The organism is [Lactobacillus] rogosae (assembly GCA_900112995.1).
Taxonomy (GTDB): domain Bacteria; phylum Bacillota; class Clostridia; order Lachnospirales; family Lachnospiraceae; genus Lachnospira; species Lachnospira rogosae.
The window spans coordinates 92008-112370 of sequence record FONU01000013.1 but is presented as its reverse complement, the minus strand read 5'-3'; the positions used below and the strand labels follow the sequence as shown (position 1 = coordinate 112370).

Here is a 20363-nt window from a genome sequence, read left to right as displayed (position 1 = left end):
CCAGCTGCTATCCCCCTGTATGAGGCAGGTTACCCACGCGTTACTCACCCGTCCGCCACTCAGTCATAAAAGACTTCAAACCGAAGTAATCTGTCTTAAATGCTTCGTTCGACTTGCATGTGTTAAGCACGCCGCCAGCGTTCATCCTGAGCCAGGATCAAACTCTCATAAAAAGTTTGCCTTGTCAGTTACAAACTAACTAGCTTAATAATAGTTTCCTTATACTGTGTTTAAGGATTCATTCAATTGCTTGAATGATGTTCACAAAAGATGTATACTTAATTCTAATGAATTCTGTACTCATCTCGAAATTCTAAAAAGAATTTTCAAGGTTGTCTTTCTGTTCAGTTATCAAAGTTCATTATCAAGAAGCGTTTGCTTCTTATCTGTTAGCAACCAGCGTTTCTCGCTGACAGCTATGATAGAATAACATTTTGTTTGATGTTTGTCAACAAGTTTTTTAAACTTTTTAACTTTAGTTTCTATATTGTTGGTATTGTACTAATGTGTACTCACATTGTATCAGATGCCTTCAATATATAATCAATTATGTTATCCGTTCCATCACCAGCAGTTACCTGCAAGCTTTGGCATAAAAAAACCATCTAAGTTATGATAGATGGTTTTCAGCGGAGAGGATGGGATTCGAACCCATGCGCCCGTGAAGACAAACGGTTTTCAAGACCGCCCCGTTATGACCACTTCGGTACCTCTCCATATTCCACATATTCATCTGTGTTTTGTTCGTCTCGCTGACGACTTAGTTATATTATCATTCGTATTATGTTTTGTCAACACATTTTTCAAACTTTTTTAAACTTTTTTATGTTTTTCATCTTCAATACCATTTTACAAGCTTCAAAAGTGGCTATTTCACTGGGTTTCAGACCAATATTTCCATTTCAGCTTTCCAATCTGTTTTCAGAGATACCAATGCAAAAAGACTGATAAAAATAATATAAATCTATATATCTGCTAAACACCTTAAGACAAATCCTGAAGGCAGGCTGGTGAAACAATATAAATCTATATATTATAATTAATATATAACACATAATAATCAATACATAATACTATACCACTACATATTACCATATCACTACATATTGTCTGGCACAGGTAATTTGCCTATGCCTTTAAAAATATCCTTGCTATGTCCATATCTTCTGGCGTTGTTACTTTTATATTCTTATAGTCTGCCATTGTCATTTTCACAGTCCTATCCATATAGTGCTCCACAACCATAGCATCATCTGTTATGTTGCCTGCTGTCGTATCATTATACAGCCTTTCGTATGCTTCTTTTATAAGGCCAGCTTCAAACACCTGTGGTGTCTGTATCTGCCACAGTGTGCTCCTATCTGGTGTATTAACAGACATTCCAGCTTTATCAGCCACCTTTATTGTATCTTTTACCGGTACTGCTGCCACACACGCTTTATATTCCATTACATCCTGCATACAATTATATATTATCTGTGCAGTTACGCAGGGTCTTGCCCCATCGTGGATAAATATATAGTCCTCGCCTGATAACCATTCTTCATCCCTTGATAACTGCCCAGCCCCACTGCTCATCAGTGTTTGTATAAGCTCAAGTCCTGAATGTACAGAGTCGTAGCGTTCTTTGCCGCCCAAGGCTATACCTGCTATCTTTTTATAGCCATTTTCTTTAACAAGGGCTTTCATATAACCTGTATAGTCTTGGGATGTGACAATTATTATAGCATCTATAAACGGACTTTTCTCAAATACATCAAGGCTGTAGCTTATCAAAGGCTTTCCACCAACCACAAGGAACTGCTTTGGTATCTCACTATTCATTCTGGTTCCCTTACCACCAGCAAGAACTATAGCGCAATTCATATTCGTTCTCCTAATTTAAGGTTAGGTACTGCATTAAGGTCATATCCATGTCTTGTACCTGCCATATACTCATAATAAGCTGCACAACCAATCATAGCTGCGTTATCCGTACATAATATTGGTGATGGTGAATAGAACTTGATATTGTTCTTATCGCACTCTTCTGATAATGCTTTTCTAAGTGCAGAATTAGACGCAACTCCTCCTGCTACTGCAAGCTGGTTCATTCCTGTTTCTTTAGCAAGACTGATTGCTCTTGTTACAAGTGCTTCTACAACAGCTTTCTGGAATGAAGCCGCCACATCTGCCCTGTTAATTGTCTCACCTTTCATCTCCGCTGAATTAATGTAATTTAACACTGACGATTTAATTCCACTGAACGAAAAATCATACGGTGCATCATCAACATGTGCTCTTGGGAATACTATAGCATCAGGATTGCCCTCTTTAGCTATTTTATCAATCTTTGGTCCGCCAGGATATCCAAGCCCTATTGCTCTTGCAACCTTGTCAAATGCTTCTCCTGCCGCATCATCTCTTGTTCTTCCTATTATCTCATATCTGCCATAATCAACAACCTTTACAAGGTGTGTATGTCCACCTGATACTACAAGTGCAACAAATGGTGGTTTAAGCTCTTTATTCTCTATATAATTAGCCGCAATATGTCCTTCTATATGATGAACTCCTACCAATGGCTTGTCTGTTGCAAATGCTATAGCTTTAGCTTCTGCCACACCTACAAGTAAAGCACCAACAAGCCCTGGTCCATATGTTACTCCTATAGCTGTTATGTCATCTAATGTGACATCTGCTTCTTTAAGAGCTTCTCGTATTACCGGATTAATATTCTCTATATGCTTTCTTGATGCTATTTCAGGCACAACTCCACCATATTCAGTATGAATTGCTATCTGAGTATTTATTACATTTGATAATACTGTTCTTCCGTTCTTTACTACTGCAGCTGCAGTTTCATCACAAGAACTCTCTATTGCCAGTATCAGTACATCTTTCTCATTTTTCATTGAATTACCTCTCATCTGCCCAAAAATACCTTCTATATATTGATTAATCAATAATTGAATCGTCCAAAATTCTGCTTATAACCATTAAAATTGAACTTAAATATATTAAAATCATACTCAATCCATTAAGATTATACCTAATTTATTAATTTCAAGCTTAATCCATTAAAGTCTAACTAAAATCAGCTTAAATCCACTGAGTCCACTAATTCCCAGTAAAGTATCTTCCATTTACCTGAGTTATCTCTTCTAAGCGTGAATTTAGTGCCTGATGTTCTTAGCTGTGTGCCTTCACGAATATAGTATACAAGCTCTATAGAAGCATACTCTCTGTTGTTAAATTTGGTATATCTGGTATTATTAGCCGTCTGTATATTAAAACTGCTTATTTTGGCATTATTATTTCTGTAAATGCTTATATCTTCTTTTAAAGCACTTAAAAATTCATCTTCTGTCTGGGTATTCTTTAATTCGTCATCAAATAATATGCGTGCCTGTCTGCCAAGCTTTTCTATATTCTCTTCTGACACATCAGACTCATAATAAGCTTTTGTTATTCTTGCATACAATTTTACAACATCTCTTACTGACTCTGGATAGTTATCTTCAATATTTCTGGATACAAGATATGACAACTCACTATTACTATCTGCAACAGACTCTGTTGCATCCTTATCTGCTGGTTTATTGGCAAGATAATAATAGTACGCAACACCCATAACCGCTAATACAATAATCGCAATTATCCATCTTAAATGTTTTTTCATAGGCTACTCCTCATCTTCAAACGTAAGTGTCACGCTCTGTCCATCTTTAGCCGCACATACATTTGAATATACAGACTTGATATTCTTTACATAATCTGACGGACGGACAAGCGATGGACTATAGTGTGTAAGCCACATTTCCTTAACTTCTGCTTTCCTTGCTATATCTGCCGCCTCATAAAATGTCATATGCTTATATTCCCTAGCCTTTGCCTCTTTATCTTTTTCTCCATACATACCTTCACATATGAATAAATCTGAACCTGCTGCATTATCTACTATTGACTGCACAGGTCTTGTATCAGTACAGTAAGTAAGCTTAATACCCTTTCTTGGTGCTCCCATAACCATATCCGGAGTATATGTAACCCCTTCCATAGTAACTTCTTCACCATGCTGTAACTTATTCCAGACCCTGCACGGAATACCCAGCTCTTTCGCCTTATCAGCATTGAATTTGCCTATTCTCGGAATATTAATTGAGTATCCATAACAGGTAACTGCGTGGTTTACACGGAATGCATCAATCTCATAGCCCTTGACTGATAAATGTTCCTGCTGCCCTGTCAGTTCTATCGTCTTTATTTCAAATGGAAGCTCCGGTGCAATAACTCTCAATGCTGACACTACTCTGTTAAGTCCCTTAGGACCTACAAGCGTCAATGGCTCTTTCCTGTCAGAATTGCCTATTGTAAGCAGCAGACCCGGAAGTCCGCTTATATGGTCAGCGTGGTAATGTGTAAAGCATATAACATCTATCGGATTATAGCTCCATCCTTTTTCTTTGATAGCTATCTGTGTTCCCTCACCACAGTCTATTAAAAGACTGCTGCCGTTATAGCGTGTCATTAAAGATGTAAGCCATCTTCCAGGCAAAGGAAGCATTCCGCTTGTTCCTAATAAACATACATCTAACATATCGTCTCCTTCCATCTTGTTAATAATATTATGATTTGGACATAACTATTGCATCTTCAACCGGCTTTTCATAAAATCTCTTTCTTACACCGATTGGAGAATAACCTAATTTCTCATAAAGCCTCTTGGCTGCTTCATTGCTCTGTCTTACTTCAAGAAAGAATACAGTCACATCTTTTAATCTTGCCCGTCTTTCAAGCTCCTTAAGAAGTGCTTCTGCAACACCACTTCTTCTATATGAAGGAGAAACCGCAATATTGGTTATGTTGCCCTCTCCTAACACAGTCCACATACCACAGTAACCTGCTATCTCTCCTGTACACTCACATACAAGATATACATTTTCTGGTGTATTAGCTGCATCTGCAAAGGATTTAGCCGACCACGGAAGGGAAAATATACTTTTTTCTATCTGTTCAACTGTTGAAATATCTCTGTCTTCCATTGGTCTTATATGATATTCCATAATTATGCCCTCTTCCCACTATGTTCTCTTTCAGCCTGTGATGGACGAAGATAATCTGGCTTTAACATATCTGATCCGATTGTCTTTCCCTCATTAGCCATATCAATAGCTGCAAGGGCAACCGATGAAGCCCTCTGTGTCCTTAAACCGGCTGGGCTGAATGTGTAATTGCAGGTAAGATTATCCTTAAAATAGTCCTTAGCTGCCGCTATTCCATCTCCAACGAACACAACCTTTTCCTTTACTTCATTAAGGATTCCTGCAAGCTCTCCATATGATATAAGGCACTGTTCGTGGACAGTTATAAGCTTTCCATTCTCAAAACGGTAAAGACCACTATACAGATGTGCCCTTCTTGCATCCATAACAGGACATATAATCCTGTCATCACCATAAAAGTTGTATGCCATAGCTTCAAGCGTAGGAACTGCCACCATTGGTTTATCAAGTGCAAGTGCAAGACCCTTCCCTGTTGCCGCACCAATTCTTAAACCCGTAAATGAACCCGGACCATTGGATACTGCAATTATATCGCAGTCCGCCGCATTATTTTCTGTCATACGGCATATTTCATCTATCATAGGAAGCAATGTCTGGGAATGTGTCTTTTTATAATTAATTGTATATTCTGCTATAAGCGTATCTTCCGTCATAATTGCAACAGAAGCTGTTACAGCAGAACTTTCAATTGCCAAAACCTTCATACTAATCCTCCATTTCTTTAGTGGCTACTTCTACCTTTCTGTAATCAAAACCTTTTGATAAATCTTTACTTATTGAGATATATGTTGTATTGTCCGGAAACAGCTCATCTATAAGCTTTCCCCATTCAACAAGGCACACTCCGTCTGAGTAAAAGTATTCTTCATATCCTATTTCGTCCATTTCTGACACATCACTTATTCTGTATACATCAAAATGGTATAATGGAATACGTCCTTGTGTATATTCCTGTACTATTGTGAAAGTCGGACTATTAATAGGTTCTTCTATTCCAAGGCCCTTGGCAAAGCCTTGTGTAAATACTGTCTTACCAACTCCAAGCTCGCCGTCAAGACAATATATATCTCCTGCCTTTGCCTCACAGCCAAGCTTATAGCCAAGTTCATATGTCTGCTTTGAATCAAATGTCTCTATTATCATATTTAATTCCTTTTATGCTACTTTATTCATTTTCTTAACATCAACTTTTATCTGGAATGGCTTCAGATGCTGCTGTGCCATTCTTATAAACTCATCTGCCCTGCCGTTAAAATCCCTTACAGGAATAATATTGGCATTGACTGTTGTCATATAAACATCGATATTAGCACCATCAAATTTAATCTTGTAAATCTTGTCCCAGCCAAGTGTTTCTGTTACATCATTAAGACTCACAGTTATGCCTTTATTATCTATTCTATAATGCACCTGCTCCTTAAATGTAACAACCTTTTCCATCTGTCTTTTAGCCCTGTGCTTCATATCAACCGATGGGAACACAAGAAAGAATACACCAAACACACCTACCATAAGTGAATATGAAGCGTTAACCCTGCCTATTGATATAACACAGAGAACTATCATTATCAGGGCCAGCATTATCTCTGCCATACCTGATATTGTGTGATACTTATGATAAAACTTAAATCTAAGTAAATCCTTTTCTGTGACCTTGCTGTCAAATTCTATTACATTATTGTCTGCATTATTATCTTTTGCATTATCATTCATAATATTATCAGCCATACACCTTCTCCTTAACAAAACGCATTCCAATCATCTTAAATTTCAACCTGCCTATAAGCCTGTTTACGGCTTTCTGTATACTTTCTTTGCTGTCAGTGCAGGATAATTAGTGCATAAACTTCTCAAGGCCTCTTAAATTAAGCCCCTGCTGTTTAGATGACTTTCTGCCAGCATTATTTTTATTATTCCTGCTGCCATTATTCTTATTATTCTTCTTGTCGCCATTCTTGTCTGAATTGTTCTTATAGCTTCTATTGGCAGCTTCCTTTTCATCTAAAATCATAGATAATGATATTCTACCCTTGTTAGTATCAACATCTATAACCCTGACATCTACAATATCTCCAACGCTCACGATATCAAGAGGGTGTTCAATTCTTCTTTCTGCGCTCATCTGTGAAATATGTACAAGTCCGTCCTGATGTACTCCGATATCGACAAATGCACCGAAATCTATAACATTTCTTACTGTACCTTTAAGTATCATACCCGGTGTAAGATCTTTCATATCAAGAACATCTTTTCTAAGTATTGGCTTTGGCATTTCATCTCTTGGATCTCTTCCCGGCTTTTCAAGCTCTTTAACGATATCCTCTAATGTCATAGTTCCTATTCCAAGTTCATCTGCAAGCTTACTCATATCTTCAATTCTTGATTTAAGACCGATAAGTTCTCCTGAGCTTATCTGGTTAATATCATAGCCCATAACCTTTAAAAGCTTAGCAGCAGCTTCATAGCTTTCTGGGTGAACGCTTGTTGCATCAAAAGGATTATCACCGCCTGTTATTCTCATAAATCCTGCACACTGTTCAAATGCCTTAGGTCCTAACTTGGCAACCTTTAAAAGCTGCTTTCTGTTAGTGAATCTTCCGTTAGTTTCCCTGTAATCAATTATGTTCTTGGCAACTGACTTAGATATTCCAGAAATGTATTCAAGAAGTGAAGCTGAAGCTGTATTAAGATCTACACCAACCTTATTAACGCTGTCTTCAACTACTCCTCCAAGCGTCTCACTTAACTTCTTCTGGTTCATATCGTGCTGATACTGTCCTACACCTATTGATTTAGGATCAATTTTAACAAGCTCTGCAAGTGGATCCTGCACTCTTCTTGCTATTGATACGGCACTTCTTTGGTTCACATCAAAATCAGGGAATTCTTCTGTAGCAAGCTTACTTGCCGAATATACAGATGCTCCTGCCTCATTAGTTATAACATAATCTACGCCTGCAAGATTATATTCCTTTATCATATCTGAGATTATCTGTTCTGACTCTCTTGAAGCAGTACCATTTCCACAAGATATAAGTGTAACACCATATTTCTTAATAAGGTCTGCTACTATTTTCTTAGTCTCCTCAACCTTGTTAAATGGCTCTGTTGGATATACAACCTTAGTTGCAAGCACCTTTCCTGTGGCATCAACTATAGCAAGTTTACAGCCATTTCTAAAGCCCGGATCCCAGCCTAACACAACCCTGCCTGCTATTGGTGGCTGCAATAAAAGCTGCTCTAAGTTCTTTCCGAACACCTTGATAGCCCCGTCCTGTGCATTATCTGTCAATGTGCTTCTTATCTCTCTTTCTATTGCTGGTGCAATAAGTCTGTCGTAAGAGTCTTCTATACATGCTGTAAGATATGGTGTTGTAAATTCATTATCTGCTGTTATCTCCTGCTTAGCAAGATATCTTAATATTCTGTCCTTAGGTGCTTCGACCTTTACTGTTAAGAACTTCTCGCTCTCTCCTCTGTTGATAGCAAGTATTCTGTGTCCTGGAATAGAGGCTATAGCTTCATTGTAATCATAGTAATTCTCATATACCGAGTCTGCATTTTCGTCCTTGGCAGTTACTACAAGCTTGCCCTCTTTAAATGTTATATCTCTTATATATGTCCTGTAATCAGCGACATCTGATATCTGCTCTGCAATTATATCAAGTGCTCCTGCAACAGCTTCATCTGCCGAATTTACTTCCTTACCTTCTTCATCAGATATATACTTAGCAGCTTCTGTTAATATATCTTTAACAGCATTCTGTTCTTTAATATAAGCTGCTAATGGCTCAAGACCTTTTTCCTTGGCAATAGTTGCTCTTGTTCTTCTCTTCTGCTTATATGGTCTATATAAATCCTCGACTAAAACCATAGTTTCAGCCTTTATAATCTGTTCCTTTAACTCCTCCGTGAGCTTTCCTTGCTCCTCTATACTTGCTATAACCTGTGTCTTTCTATCCTCAAGATTACGAAGATATTTAAGTCTGTCATCAAGAGCACGGAGCTGTTCATCGTTCAATGCACCCGTAACTTCCTTTCGGTATCTTGCAATAAATGGTATTGTGCAGCCCTCATCAATAAGCTTGACTGCTGCATCTACCTGTGATGTCTTAACTTCAAGTTCTTCCGCAATTTTCTTAATAATATCCATTATTAAACTCCATTCAACTATATATTTATAATAATTATCTAACGATTAATTATACCAATTGAGCAATCTATTATCAAGCCACATTAAATTGTAAGCCTTAAATGAAAAAGCACCATATAAGCAATATCTTATTATACCGTGTATACAGTATGATTTAAGATACAGCTTATATGGTGCTGTTTTATGCCGTTTGAGGCATTTTTTATTGTAAATATATTATCCCTTAATAAATATTTATCATTCCACCAATATTGGTTGTGAGCCTGTATTTACTTTATGTTCTTTTTTAACTGCTCAAGCTCATCATCAATATTCTTTACGCTTGATGAAACATCATCAGCTTTCTTATTTCCGCCTTTTCTGCCTTTGTCATCTGAGAAATTGCCAGCAAAAAGCACTTTTCCAACAAGTCCGGCACCGCCGAATATAAGAACAAGTATAAGTATCCAGTCATAGAGTGTCATTGCACTTAAATGTATATTAGTTGTCATAACAACTGATGCAATTATTATAATCGCCGCTAATACTGTAAATACCTTTGAGGCGAAATTCGCACCGCTGACAAACATCCATACTATGCCTATTATCAATGGCACAACTATTAAACCGGAAGAAAATCTTCCTCCACCGAATGAGAAAAAGCCTGAAAATACAATTACCTTCTGAGAGAATATATACAAGCCTACAACAAGCATTATTATGCCTGCAACAAACTGCATTAATTCATTCTTTGCTTCCTTCATATGTAAAACCCCCTTATATTATGTTTTATTTATTATTTGTTATTAGGAACAAATACATCATAAATAGTCTTAATAGCATCTTCAAAGTATCTGTTTCTTACACCAATAATAATATTAAGTTCACTAGAACCCTGATCAATCATCTTAATGTTAATCTTTGCCTTTGCAAGAGCCGAGAATATATTAGCTGCAAGACCTGAGTTATTTCTCATACCACGTCCAACAACAGCAATAAGTGAAAGATCTGATTCAAGTTCAATGCTATCTGGATTAACTGCTCTGTGTAGCTGTGCAAGAACCTTCTGTTCCTTCTCAACAAATTCATCCTGATGTACAAATACAGTCATTGTATCAATTCCTGATGGCATATGCTCAAATGATATTCCATTGTCCTCGAACACCTGAAGCACCTTACGTCCAAATCCTATCTCCGAGTTCATCATATCCTTATCAATTGTGATTGATACAAAACCTTTCTTACCTGCAATACCTGTAATTATGCAGTCTGGCTTGTTACAAGTTGTCTCAACAATCATTGTACCCTTATCCTGTGGTGCATTAGTATTACGGATATTGATTGGAATTCCTTCCTTTCTTACCGGGAATATTGCTGATTCGTGAAGAACTGTAGCACCCATATAAGAAAGTTCTCTTAATTCCTTGTATGTAATAACTTCAATTGATCTTGGATTGTCCACTATTCTTGGGTCTGCTGCAAGAAATCCTGATACATCTGTCCAGTTCTCGTATACATCAGCCTTTATTGCCCTTGCAACAATAGAACCTGTAACATCTGAACCACCTCTTGAGAATGTCTTAACTTCTCCGTTAGGCATAGCACCATAGAAGCCTGGAATTACAGCTTTCTCAACATTAGCTAATCTGTCAGCCATAACTTTGTTAGTCTTCTCACCATCAAATTCTCCTTCTGGGTCAAAGCAGATAACACTTGCTGCATCTATAAACTCATAACCAAGATAATTAGCCATTATTATACCATTGAGGTATTCACCCCTTGAAGCCGCATAGTCCTTGCCCGCCTTACTTTCAAAGTTCTTCTTGATAGTTTCAAACTGTTCCTTTAATGAAAGTTTTAAGCCAAGTCCTTTAATAATCTCATTGTATCTTTCTTCAATAGCCTTTAACTGCTTGTCAAAATTCTTTCCGGCTTCTGCCTCTGCATAACACTTATAGAGCATATCTGTTACTTTGGTGTCCTCTGAAAATCTCTTTCCTGGTGCAGATGGAACTACATATCTTCTGCTTTCCTCAGCTCTTATTATGTTACCAACCTTCTTAAACTGATCTGCACTTGCAAGTGAACTTCCACCGAATTTAACTACTTTAACCATTACTAATTCTCCCTTATAATTATATCTTAATTGTTTAGTATTTATACTCTAAATATCTCGGCATTCTTATATATTCAGCACTCTCATACTTTTAGCACTCTTATATATTCAGCACTTTCATATATCTATCATCTGACTATATTAACACCCATTGATATCACTGAAGCTTTGTATCGTCTATTCTTATTCTTGAAATCATATCTACATTAGCTGCTGCTTTATCAAATGCTTCTTCTGTCATCTTGTCGGTTATAAAGCCGAATTCATTATCAAGACCATCAACTGTGATAATCTCTACATCACCGAACTGTTCTTTAACCATAGCTGTATCAGAAGCATTACCTTTAACTCTTACAAAGAAGCTTCTGACTTCATCTCTGGTAGGTGCAAGTTCGAGCTTTTCATCATCCCAGATTACACAGACATTAGTTCCCTTATGTTTAACACAATCTATTATATCTCCAACTACAGCACTTGCTGTTGGAAGCTTTCCTGCACCAGCACCAAAGAACATAACATCGCCTACCATATTACCATTAACATATATTCCGTTAAGAACTCCATTTACATTGTAGAGCGGATGTGTTGTATCAATAAGGAATGGTGCTGTAATAGCATATACCTTTCCGTCTTTTCTGTAACTTGTTGCCAAAAGCTTTATAACGCTATTAAGTTTTCTGGCATATGCAAAATCTTCATTGGAAATCTTAGTAATTCCCTCTGTTGTTATCTCCTCAAAATTAACCGTCCTGCCATCTGCTAAAGAAGTAAGAATAGCTATCTTTCTACAGGCATCATATCCTTCAACGTCTGCCTCCGGATTTCTTTCAGCATAACCTAATGCCTGTGCTTCCTTTAACACTTCTTCATAAGAACTTCCATCATTACTCATCTTTGTAAGAATGTAATTAGTTGTTCCATTCATAATACCAGTAATCTTAGTTATCTCATCTGCTGTAAGTGCCTGATTAAGTGGTCTGATAATAGGAATTCCACCGCCTACTGATGCCTCGAACATAAAGTTAAGGCTGCGTTCCTTAGCCATAGCAAGAAGCTCTGCTCCGTGTGCCGCAACAAGCGCCTTGTTAGATGTACAGACACTCTTCCCAGCTTCAAGTGCTCTCTTAACAAATGTAAATGCCGGTTCAACACCACCCATAACTTCTACTACTACATCTATCTCATCATCATTAATAACAAGGTCTATATCGTGTACAATCTTTTCCTGAATTGGATCACCAGGGAAATCTCTTAAATCTAATACACTCTTTACCTCAATAGGCTGGCCTGCCTTTTTTGATATCGACTCTGCGTTCGCATCAAGTATCTCTACAACACCTGATCCAACAGTACCATAACCTAAAACTGCTATCTTCGCCATATTATCCTCCATTTAATCTTATTGTTCTTCATTATGCAGGTTCAAGAAACTAATATGTTCACTAATATATCAGTTCCCCACCAATATATTAAAGTGACGCATCACTGCTTAATATCTTTAAATATCTTACTCCGTTAAGCTGTTCAATCTCTTCTATCATCATAGAAGCATCACCTGTCGTTGGAAGTATCTCAACACTAAGCGTAAGAGAAGCAATGCCATTAACAGGAATCGTCTGGTGAATTGTAAGTATATTTGCCTTAAATTCTGCAACTTTCTTAAGCACAACTGATAAAAGCCCCGGTTCATCTTCCATTGATAATACAAATGTTATTGTCTTACCTTTAGAATTGTCCCTGAATGGAAATATATCATCTTTATACTTATAATAAGAGCTTCTGCTTATTCCCACTTTTTCTGTCGCATCTGCTATGGAGATATTCTGATTTTCTATAAGTCTGTTAGCTTCTGCTACCTTCAACAGTACCTCTGGAAGAGCTTTCTGCTTAACAACATAATACTTAATATTCTCTTTCATACTTCTCCTTATATATATAGTCCTGCTGCAGCAAATTGTTCATCTCAGAAAGACAATTGTGCTACGCACAAAGAATGGTATCATAAATTACACTTAATTGCAAGAGATTTTCTATTACAAAAAAGAATGTGCTTTGCACATTCCCGCGCCGAGCGTGGTCGCTTGCGCCAAATTGCATCTTCACGCGAGTGTGCATCACCAGCACATAGTACCTTTATTGTAACAGGAAATTCTATAAGAATTTCCTGTTACAATAAAAATAACCCTCGCACAACGGGAGAGGAATGCGAGGGTTAGTATATAAAAATAATGCTTATGCATCATCTTTACCAGATATTAAACGCAAAACAAAAAGCACCCGTTACCGGATGCTTTAAATGTATACTTCATAATATATCAAACAGACCTTACTAACATCAGCCACGCTAATAATATTACAGGCAAATGTTAATTAAACCATTATAATAACTCAATGAATAAACAGTGCAACCGGCTGTCTTTCCTTAACATAAGCAATATTAATATTCCTGCTGGTGTTACCAGGCTGCCATATAAATACTGCTATAAAGGTGAGGACCCTTTGGCTTTGCGTCACAGCTTTTCAACTGCTTTGCTAAAATATTAACTTATGAAGTAGACTATATACATTTTACTTTTAATTGTAAATAGTACCTTAGTACCACATCAGTTTCTTTCTCTGTCGAATACACTTGCCAGATATCTCATTGCATTAAGATGATCCCAGTTAAGCTGCCCTTTCTGCATACGCCATTTCCAGTTATTACCAAAGCTTGATGGGAAGTTCATTCTTGCTGAATTATCAAGCTTTAATATATCTTGAACAGCAAATATTGTAAGCACAGCAACACTTGAATATGCAGCTCTGAACACCATATCTACCATTCTGTACTTATCCCTTGTATCAAGATAATCAAATGCATAACCTAACTCGCCATCATTTCTGTCATTAAAAAATCCAAGAAGTGTTTCATTGTCGTGTGTTCCACCGTAGCATACACAATTATTAGTGTAATTATATGGAAGATGTGGATTCTTTCTGTCGCCACCAAATGCGAATTCAAGCACCTTCATTCCCGGATAATTATTATCCTTTAATATCTGGTCAACCTCCGGCATACATACTCCAAGATCCTCTGCTATTATCTTCTTATCGCCGATTGATTCATTAATAGCATCAAGAAGCTTCTGCCCTGGCCCCAGCTCATATGAGCCCTGTCTTGCATCAGGCATTTCATATGGAATAGTATAATATTTAATAATACCAAGAAAATGGTCTATTCTTATAATATCATACAGGCGTGCAGAATTAGCCATTCTCATTCTCCACCATCCAAAATCACTGTTCTCCATCTTAGCCCAGTCATATAATGGATTGCCCCACTTCTGACCCATATCTGAAAATGCATCTGGTGGAACTCCTGCTACCTTTACCGGTGTGAGATTCTCATCAAGTTGGAATTCTGCCTGATTGGCCCATACATCAACACTGTCGTAGCCCATATATATAGGTATATCGCCAATTATCTCAATTCCGTTAGAATTAGCATATGCCTTTAACTTACCCCACTGTGTATAGAACTCATACTGGATAAAATTCCAAAATCCTATATCATCAGAAAGTTCGTCCTCATATCTTTGCATAGCCTCTGGTTCTCTGAACTTAATATCCCTGTCCCATTCTCCCCATGCTTTCTGGTTAAAATACTCTTTCAAAGACATAAACATTGCGTAATCCTTAAGCCAATATGCATTATCCTTAACAAAATTATCAAAACGCTTGTAAAGTGGAAGTCCCTTATCAAGGGTAAGCTTTGCTGAAACACATTTTCCCTTAAAACGCTCATATGCTTTTCTAAGTACATTAAATCTTTCATTATACATTTTCTCATAACTTACATATCGGTCATCACCAAGATAGCCGTCATGGTTGACTGGATATCGGTTATTGACCGCATCATCTTCTGACACCTCAACCGGTATTATTCCATCTCCCCAGTCAACTGCTATAACCTCTGATTTAAGAAGAAGTCCTTCTTCTATCAGCATATCCAGATCGACAAAATAAGGATTACCCGCAAACGCCGAATATGGCTGATAAGGACTGTCACCGTATGTTGTTGGTCCTACCGGAAGTACCTGCCAGTATTTATGATTGCTGTCCCTTACAAAATCCGCAAACTCATAGGCATCTTTTCCTAATGTTCCTATTCCATAAGGTGATGGAAGCGAACTGATTGCCATAAGAATACCTGCATTTCTTTTAAATACATTGCTATTACCCATATACACTCCTTCTCGCTATACACTTAATTAACAGTTACTGTATTAGTCGTTCCTGCTCATCTGTTCAGCAAATTCCCTAACGCCCTGTGCTTCATCCTCTGATAATATCTTGTTAATATCAAGAAGAATAACTAAATCACCATCTACACTTGCAACTCTGTCAAGGTATTCTGTTTCCTCATTCTTAGCAAGTCTTGGCATATCAACAATCTTCTCTGCGTTAAGTTCACCAATTTCAAGAACCTCATCAACCTCAAGTGCTATCTTCATATCCGGAAGATTAACGATAACTGTATTATTACCCTTAGATTCAGCGGTATCATCCATAGAGAACTTCTTCTTAAGACTCATTACTGGTATTACTTCTCCTCTAAGATTAACAATTCCACTTATGTACTTCATAGCATTAGGAACTGGAACAACATCTACCTGTCTTTCAATTGACTGAACGAGGTTAATATCCACTCCAAACTTCTGACCTCCAAGTGTAAATACTACCGGTCTGATATAATCTGCCATAATTACTCCTTTCTTAATGCCACTGCATTTTATAGTTATTATAAATTAATTATCTCATTATTCTTCATCAGCTTTCTTTCCTGTCGATATCCAGTTAAGATATGCGTTAATAAATGGATCTATATTGCCATCTAACACACTTGCTGCATTACCAATATCTTTATTAGTTCTATGATCTTTTACCATTGTGTATGGCTGTAATACATAACTTCTTATCTGATTGCCAAAATTAATATCTTTAACATCACCTCTTATATCTGATGACTTCTGTGCATTTTCTTCCTGCTTCATCATATAAAGCTTTGCCTTTAACATCTGCATTGCCTTATCTTTATTCTGGTGCTGTGATCTCTCATTCTGGCACTGCACAACTATTCCTGTTGGAAGATGTGTAATTCTGATTGCTGATGATGTCTTGTTGATATGCTGTCCACCCGCTCCACTTGAACGATATGTATCAATTCTTAAATCATCATCATTAATCTGTATATCAATATCCTCATCTATATCAGGCATTACATCACACGATACGAACGATGTCTGTCTCTTTCCGGCCGCATTAAATGGAGATATTCTTACAAGCCTGTGAACCCCATGTTCTGACTTAAGATGTCCATATGCATTATCTCCTGAAATCTCTATAGTAACAGACTTTATTCCAGCCTCATCGCCTTCAAGATAATCAATTGTCTGCGTTGAATAGCCGTGCTTTTCTGCCCATCGCGTATACATTCTAAAAAGCATCTGACACCAGTCACAGCTCTCTGTTCCGCCTGCTCCGGCATGTAATGTAAGTATTGCATTACATTTATCATATTCTCCTGAAAGAAGTGTCTCTGTCCTTATTGAGTCCATTTTCTCCTCGAATACAGTTATCTCATCTTCTATCTCAGAAATTAATGAGTCGTCCTGCATTTCATCTGCCATCTCAATAAGTGTATTAATATCCTCAAGCCCTGACTTTAAGCTGTTATAACCTTCAAATGAGTCCTTTAAAGTCTTAAGCTCTTTCATAGCCTTATTGGATTTATCTGGATCGTCCCAAAATCCGGGTGCTTCCATATCTGCTTCCAGTTCTTCTATTCTTTTCTTCTTACTGTCAAGGTCGAGCGACTGTTTTATATTCTCAATCTGTGCATCATACCCTGAAATCCTATATTTAAACTGATCTAATTCTACCACTATATACCTCTTTTATTAACTTACTTATTCTCTTATTAACGCTCTTGTTCACAGGCTCATTGCTATCCGTATATAATTACAAATCACCATTCTATATTAAGGTCCTATATTAAAAAAGGAGCTGCACACTATGTTAAACATTCCAAGTATTATGATTAAGTGTCAAAGCCTTAACTCTTTTAATATATTAACATAATATATTAACACTTACATCATATTATAATACCACAAAATGTCATATTCGCATAGTGTGACAGCCCCAATCCGTCAAATATTATAATCTATAAATTACTATATCACTTCCCGGACATTATGCCTGACGTCCACAACAATTCTTATACTTCTTCCCACTTCCACAAGGGCAGAGGTCATTAGGATAAATCTTCTTATCTGTACGTCTTACAGGTCCTTTTACAGAAGGTCCTTCGTCTTTGTTAGTGCCTGTAACTTTAGCTACCTGCTCTCTTTCAACCTTTTCTTCTACCTGAATGTGCATAAGAAGTCTTACTGTATCTTCTGTAATAGCTCTTGTCATCTCATCAAACATATCATATCCCATCATCTTATACTGTACAACAGGATCTTTCTGTCCATATGCCTGAAGTCCAATTCCCTGCTTAAGCTGATCCATATCATCAATATGATCCATCCATTTTCTATCAATAACCTTAAGAAGAACAACTCGTTCAATCTCTCTTATTGTCTCTGGTTCTGGGAATAAAGCTTCCTTATCTTCATAGAATTTAACAGCTTTCTCTTTCAATGCATGAATAAGTTCATTCTTGTTCTTTATATTCTCATCATACGCAACTGGTGCTATAGGTATAGTTGGAAGTAAAAGCTCGTTAATCTCATCATAATTCCACTCATCAGCACTCTTATCTTCGCTGACACTTCTATTAACAACGCCCTCAACGAAATCAGTTATCATCTTCATAATTGAGTTACGCATACTCTCGCCATTAAGAACTCTCTTTCTCTCGGCGTACATAATCTCTCTCTGTTCATTCATTACCTGATCATATTCAAGCAAATGTAATCTTATTCCGTAGTTGTTAGTCTCAATCTTCTTCTGTGCTGTCTCAATAGCATTACTTAACAACTTATGCTCAATCTGGTCATTCTCACCAACACCTAATCTGTTAAATGTATTCATAAGAGTCTCCTGAGCGAATAATCTCATAAGATTATCTTCAAGAGATATATAAAATCTTGATTCACCTGGGTCACCCTGACGACCTGCACGACCTCTTAACTGATTATCAATTCGTCTTGACTCGTGTCTTTCTGTACCAATAATCTTAAGTCCTCCTGCCGCTCTTGCTTCCTCATCAAGCTTAATATCAGTACCACGTCCTGCCATATTAGTAGCTATTGTTACAGCTCCGTGCTTACCTGCATCGGCTACAATCTGAGCCTCAAGCTCGTGATACTTGGCATTAAGTACATTATGAGGTATTCCTCTTTTTCTAAGCATTTCACTTAAAAGTTCTGATGTATCAATTGTTATTGTACCAACAAGTACAGGCTGTCCTTTTTCGTGTGCCGCAACAACTTCTTCTACAACAGCATTGAACTTGCCCTTCATAGTCTTAAATACAGCATCATTATGGTCAATTCTTGCTATTGGCTTATTAGTAGGGACTTCTACAACGTCCATATTGTATATTCCCCTGAATTCCTTCTCTTCTGTAAGAGCAGTACCTGTCATACCAGCTTTCTTATCAAACTTATTAAAGAAATTCTGGAATGTAATAGTTGCAAGTGTCTTACTCTCTCTCTTAACCTTAACGTGTTCCTTAGCTTCAATAGCCTGATGAAGACCATCTGAATAACGACGTCCTGGCATAATACGTCCTGTAAATTCATCTACAATAAGAACTTCATCATCTTTGACAACATAATCCTTATCCCTGAACATAAGATAATGTGCTCTTAATGCAAGTGTTACATTGTGCTGTATTTCAAGGTTCTCAATATCAGCATAGTTATCAATATGGAAGAACTGTTCAACCTTATGGACACCCTGTTCTGTAAGATTAACAACCTTATCCTTCTCATTAACGATAAAGTCACCATCTTCCTCTATCTCTTCCTGCATCATAACCTGCATCTTAGTACGTTCACCATGGTAAGTACCCTTTACAAGCTGTCTTGCAAGTACATCACAAAGTTCATATAACTTAGTTGACTTGCCGCTCTGTCCTGAAATAATAAGAGGTGTACGTGCCTCATCAATAAGTACTGAATCGACCTCATCGATAATACAGTAATGAAGGTCACGGAGTACAAGCTGCTCCTTATATATAGCCATATTATCCCTAAGATAATCAAATCCAAGTTCATTATTAGTAACATATGTAATATCACTTGCATATGCCGCTCTTCTTTCATCATCTTTCATATCGTGAAGAACTATACCTACTGAAAGTCCAAGGAAATTGTGTACCTGTCCCATCCATTCAGCATCACGCTTAGCAAGATAATCATTAACTGTAACTACTAATACTCCCTTTTCTTCAAGTGCATTAAGATATGCCGGAAGTGTACATACAAGTGTCTTACCTTCACCTGTACGCATCTCTGCAATACGTCCCTGATGAAGAATAATACCACCGATAATCTGTACTCTGTAATGTTCCATCCCAAGAACTCTCTTGGCAGCTTCTCTTACAGTTGCATATGCTTCCGGAAGCAAATCATTCAAAGTCTCGCCTTTAGATAATCTTTCCTTGAATTCTTTAGTCTTTCCTTTAAGCTGTTCATCGCTTAACTTACCATATTCTTCCCTATAGCTTTCTACTTTATCAGCAATAGGATAAATTCTCTTTAACTCATGTTGACTATGTGTTCCGAATATTTTCTGAACTAAACCCATTACATACTCTCCTTACTTTACCTTTTCCACACTACGAAAAGCTGAAATTATTGTAATTGTATCACCATTTATATAATTAGGCAAGCATCACCCATAACAAGAAAGAAGTGCAGATATACTAAGATACTGCACTTCTTTTAGATAATCTTTAATTAATTAAATTACTATAAACTTATACCTTATAATTAATGTAAATTCATCAACTATATCTAATATAATACATTACATATAATTCATTAATCACACCATAAAGACTTGAATATAATTA

At 37.1% G+C, this 20363-nt stretch carries 17 protein-coding genes, 1 tRNA gene, 1 rRNA gene and 1 riboswitch; all 19 genes read right to left on the bottom strand.

All coding sequences use genetic code 11. The features are described from left to right. Positions 1-173 (bottom strand): 16S ribosomal RNA (locus tag BM157_RS07105); the annotation flags it as partial. Positions 174-630: 457 nt separating this feature from the next. Then, positions 631-716 (bottom strand) — tRNA-Ser (locus BM157_RS07100). A gap of 412 nt (positions 717-1128) precedes the next feature. Then, positions 1129-1866, bottom strand: coding sequence for a 2-C-methyl-D-erythritol 4-phosphate cytidylyltransferase (gene ispD / locus BM157_RS07095; protein ID WP_022503033.1), 738 nt, complete (start codon positions 1864-1866; stop codon positions 1129-1131). After that, a complete protein-coding gene (gene tsaD, locus BM157_RS07090; protein ID WP_022503034.1) occupies positions 1863-2894 on the bottom strand; it encodes a tRNA (adenosine(37)-N6)-threonylcarbamoyltransferase complex transferase subunit TsaD in 1032 nt (343 codons plus the stop codon). Before tsaD ends, ispD begins: the two co-directional genes overlap by 4 nt. Positions 2895-3076: 182 nt before the next feature. Next, positions 3077-3661, bottom strand: coding sequence for a DUF6715 family protein (locus BM157_RS07085; RefSeq protein ID WP_022503035.1), 585 nt, complete (start codon positions 3659-3661; stop codon positions 3077-3079). 3 nt (positions 3662-3664) lie between these two features. Next, positions 3665-4579 (bottom strand): ribonuclease Z, encoded by a 915-nt coding sequence (locus tag BM157_RS07080; RefSeq protein WP_055177292.1) that lies wholly within the window; start codon positions 4577-4579, stop codon positions 3665-3667. A 28-nt stretch (positions 4580-4607) separates the two neighbouring features. Further along, entirely contained in the window at positions 4608-5045 is a 438-nt protein-coding gene (gene rimI / locus BM157_RS07075; protein ID WP_090140469.1) for a ribosomal protein S18-alanine N-acetyltransferase, read from the bottom strand. A gap of 2 nt (positions 5046-5047) precedes the next feature. Beyond that, on the bottom strand, positions 5048-5749 hold the full coding sequence (gene tsaB, locus BM157_RS07070) for a tRNA (adenosine(37)-N6)-threonylcarbamoyltransferase complex dimerization subunit type 1 TsaB (RefSeq protein ID WP_022503038.1): 702 nt from the start codon (positions 5747-5749) through the stop codon (positions 5048-5050). A 1-nt stretch (position 5750) separates the two neighbouring features. Continuing rightward, a complete protein-coding gene (gene tsaE / locus BM157_RS07065; protein WP_022503039.1) occupies positions 5751-6188 on the bottom strand; it encodes a tRNA (adenosine(37)-N6)-threonylcarbamoyltransferase complex ATPase subunit type 1 TsaE in 438 nt (145 codons plus the stop codon). A 12-nt stretch (positions 6189-6200) separates the two neighbouring features. Next, positions 6201-6773: a YcxB family protein gene (locus tag BM157_RS07060; RefSeq protein ID WP_022503040.1), complete on the bottom strand. Its 573-nt coding sequence runs from the start codon at positions 6771-6773 to the stop codon at positions 6201-6203. A 106-nt stretch (positions 6774-6879) separates the two neighbouring features. After that, positions 6880-9198 (bottom strand): Tex family protein, encoded by a 2319-nt coding sequence (locus tag BM157_RS07055; RefSeq protein WP_055177285.1) that lies wholly within the window; start codon positions 9196-9198, stop codon positions 6880-6882. A gap of 269 nt (positions 9199-9467) precedes the next feature. Continuing rightward, positions 9468-9941 (bottom strand): hypothetical protein, encoded by a 474-nt coding sequence (locus BM157_RS07050; RefSeq protein WP_022503042.1) that lies wholly within the window; start codon positions 9939-9941, stop codon positions 9468-9470. Between the two features lie 32 nt (positions 9942-9973). Continuing rightward, on the bottom strand, positions 9974-11293 hold the full coding sequence (locus tag BM157_RS07045) for an aspartate kinase (RefSeq protein ID WP_055177283.1): 1320 nt from the start codon (positions 11291-11293) through the stop codon (positions 9974-9976). Positions 11294-11450: 157 nt separating this feature from the next. Beyond that, positions 11451-12674 (bottom strand): homoserine dehydrogenase, encoded by a 1224-nt coding sequence (locus tag BM157_RS07040; RefSeq protein ID WP_055177280.1) that lies wholly within the window; start codon positions 12672-12674, stop codon positions 11451-11453. Positions 12675-12762: 88 nt separating this feature from the next. Beyond that, on the bottom strand, positions 12763-13212 hold the full coding sequence (locus tag BM157_RS07035; RefSeq protein WP_055177278.1) for an ACT domain-containing protein: 450 nt from the start codon (positions 13210-13212) through the stop codon (positions 12763-12765). A 531-nt stretch (positions 13213-13743) separates the two neighbouring features. After that, a riboswitch (cyclic di-GMP riboswitch) is annotated at positions 13744-13837 on the bottom strand. Between the two features lie 59 nt (positions 13838-13896). Continuing rightward, complete coding sequence (malQ, locus tag BM157_RS07030; RefSeq protein ID WP_090140467.1) at positions 13897-15516, bottom strand: 4-alpha-glucanotransferase; 1620 nt, start codon at positions 15514-15516, stop codon at positions 13897-13899. A gap of 42 nt (positions 15517-15558) precedes the next feature. After that, positions 15559-16035 (bottom strand): chemotaxis protein CheW, encoded by a 477-nt coding sequence (locus BM157_RS07025; RefSeq protein ID WP_022503047.1) that lies wholly within the window; start codon positions 16033-16035, stop codon positions 15559-15561. Between the two features lie 57 nt (positions 16036-16092). Further along, a complete protein-coding gene (prfB, locus tag BM157_RS07020) occupies positions 16093-17217 on the bottom strand; it encodes a peptide chain release factor 2 (RefSeq protein WP_022503048.1) in 1125 nt (374 codons plus the stop codon). A 310-nt stretch (positions 17218-17527) separates the two neighbouring features. Beyond that, positions 17528-20095 carry a preprotein translocase subunit SecA gene (gene secA / locus BM157_RS07015; protein WP_055177274.1) on the bottom strand — a complete coding sequence of 856 codons (2568 nt, stop codon included), beginning with the start codon at positions 20093-20095 and terminating at the stop codon, positions 17528-17530. Positions 20096-20363 lie beyond the last annotated feature (268 nt).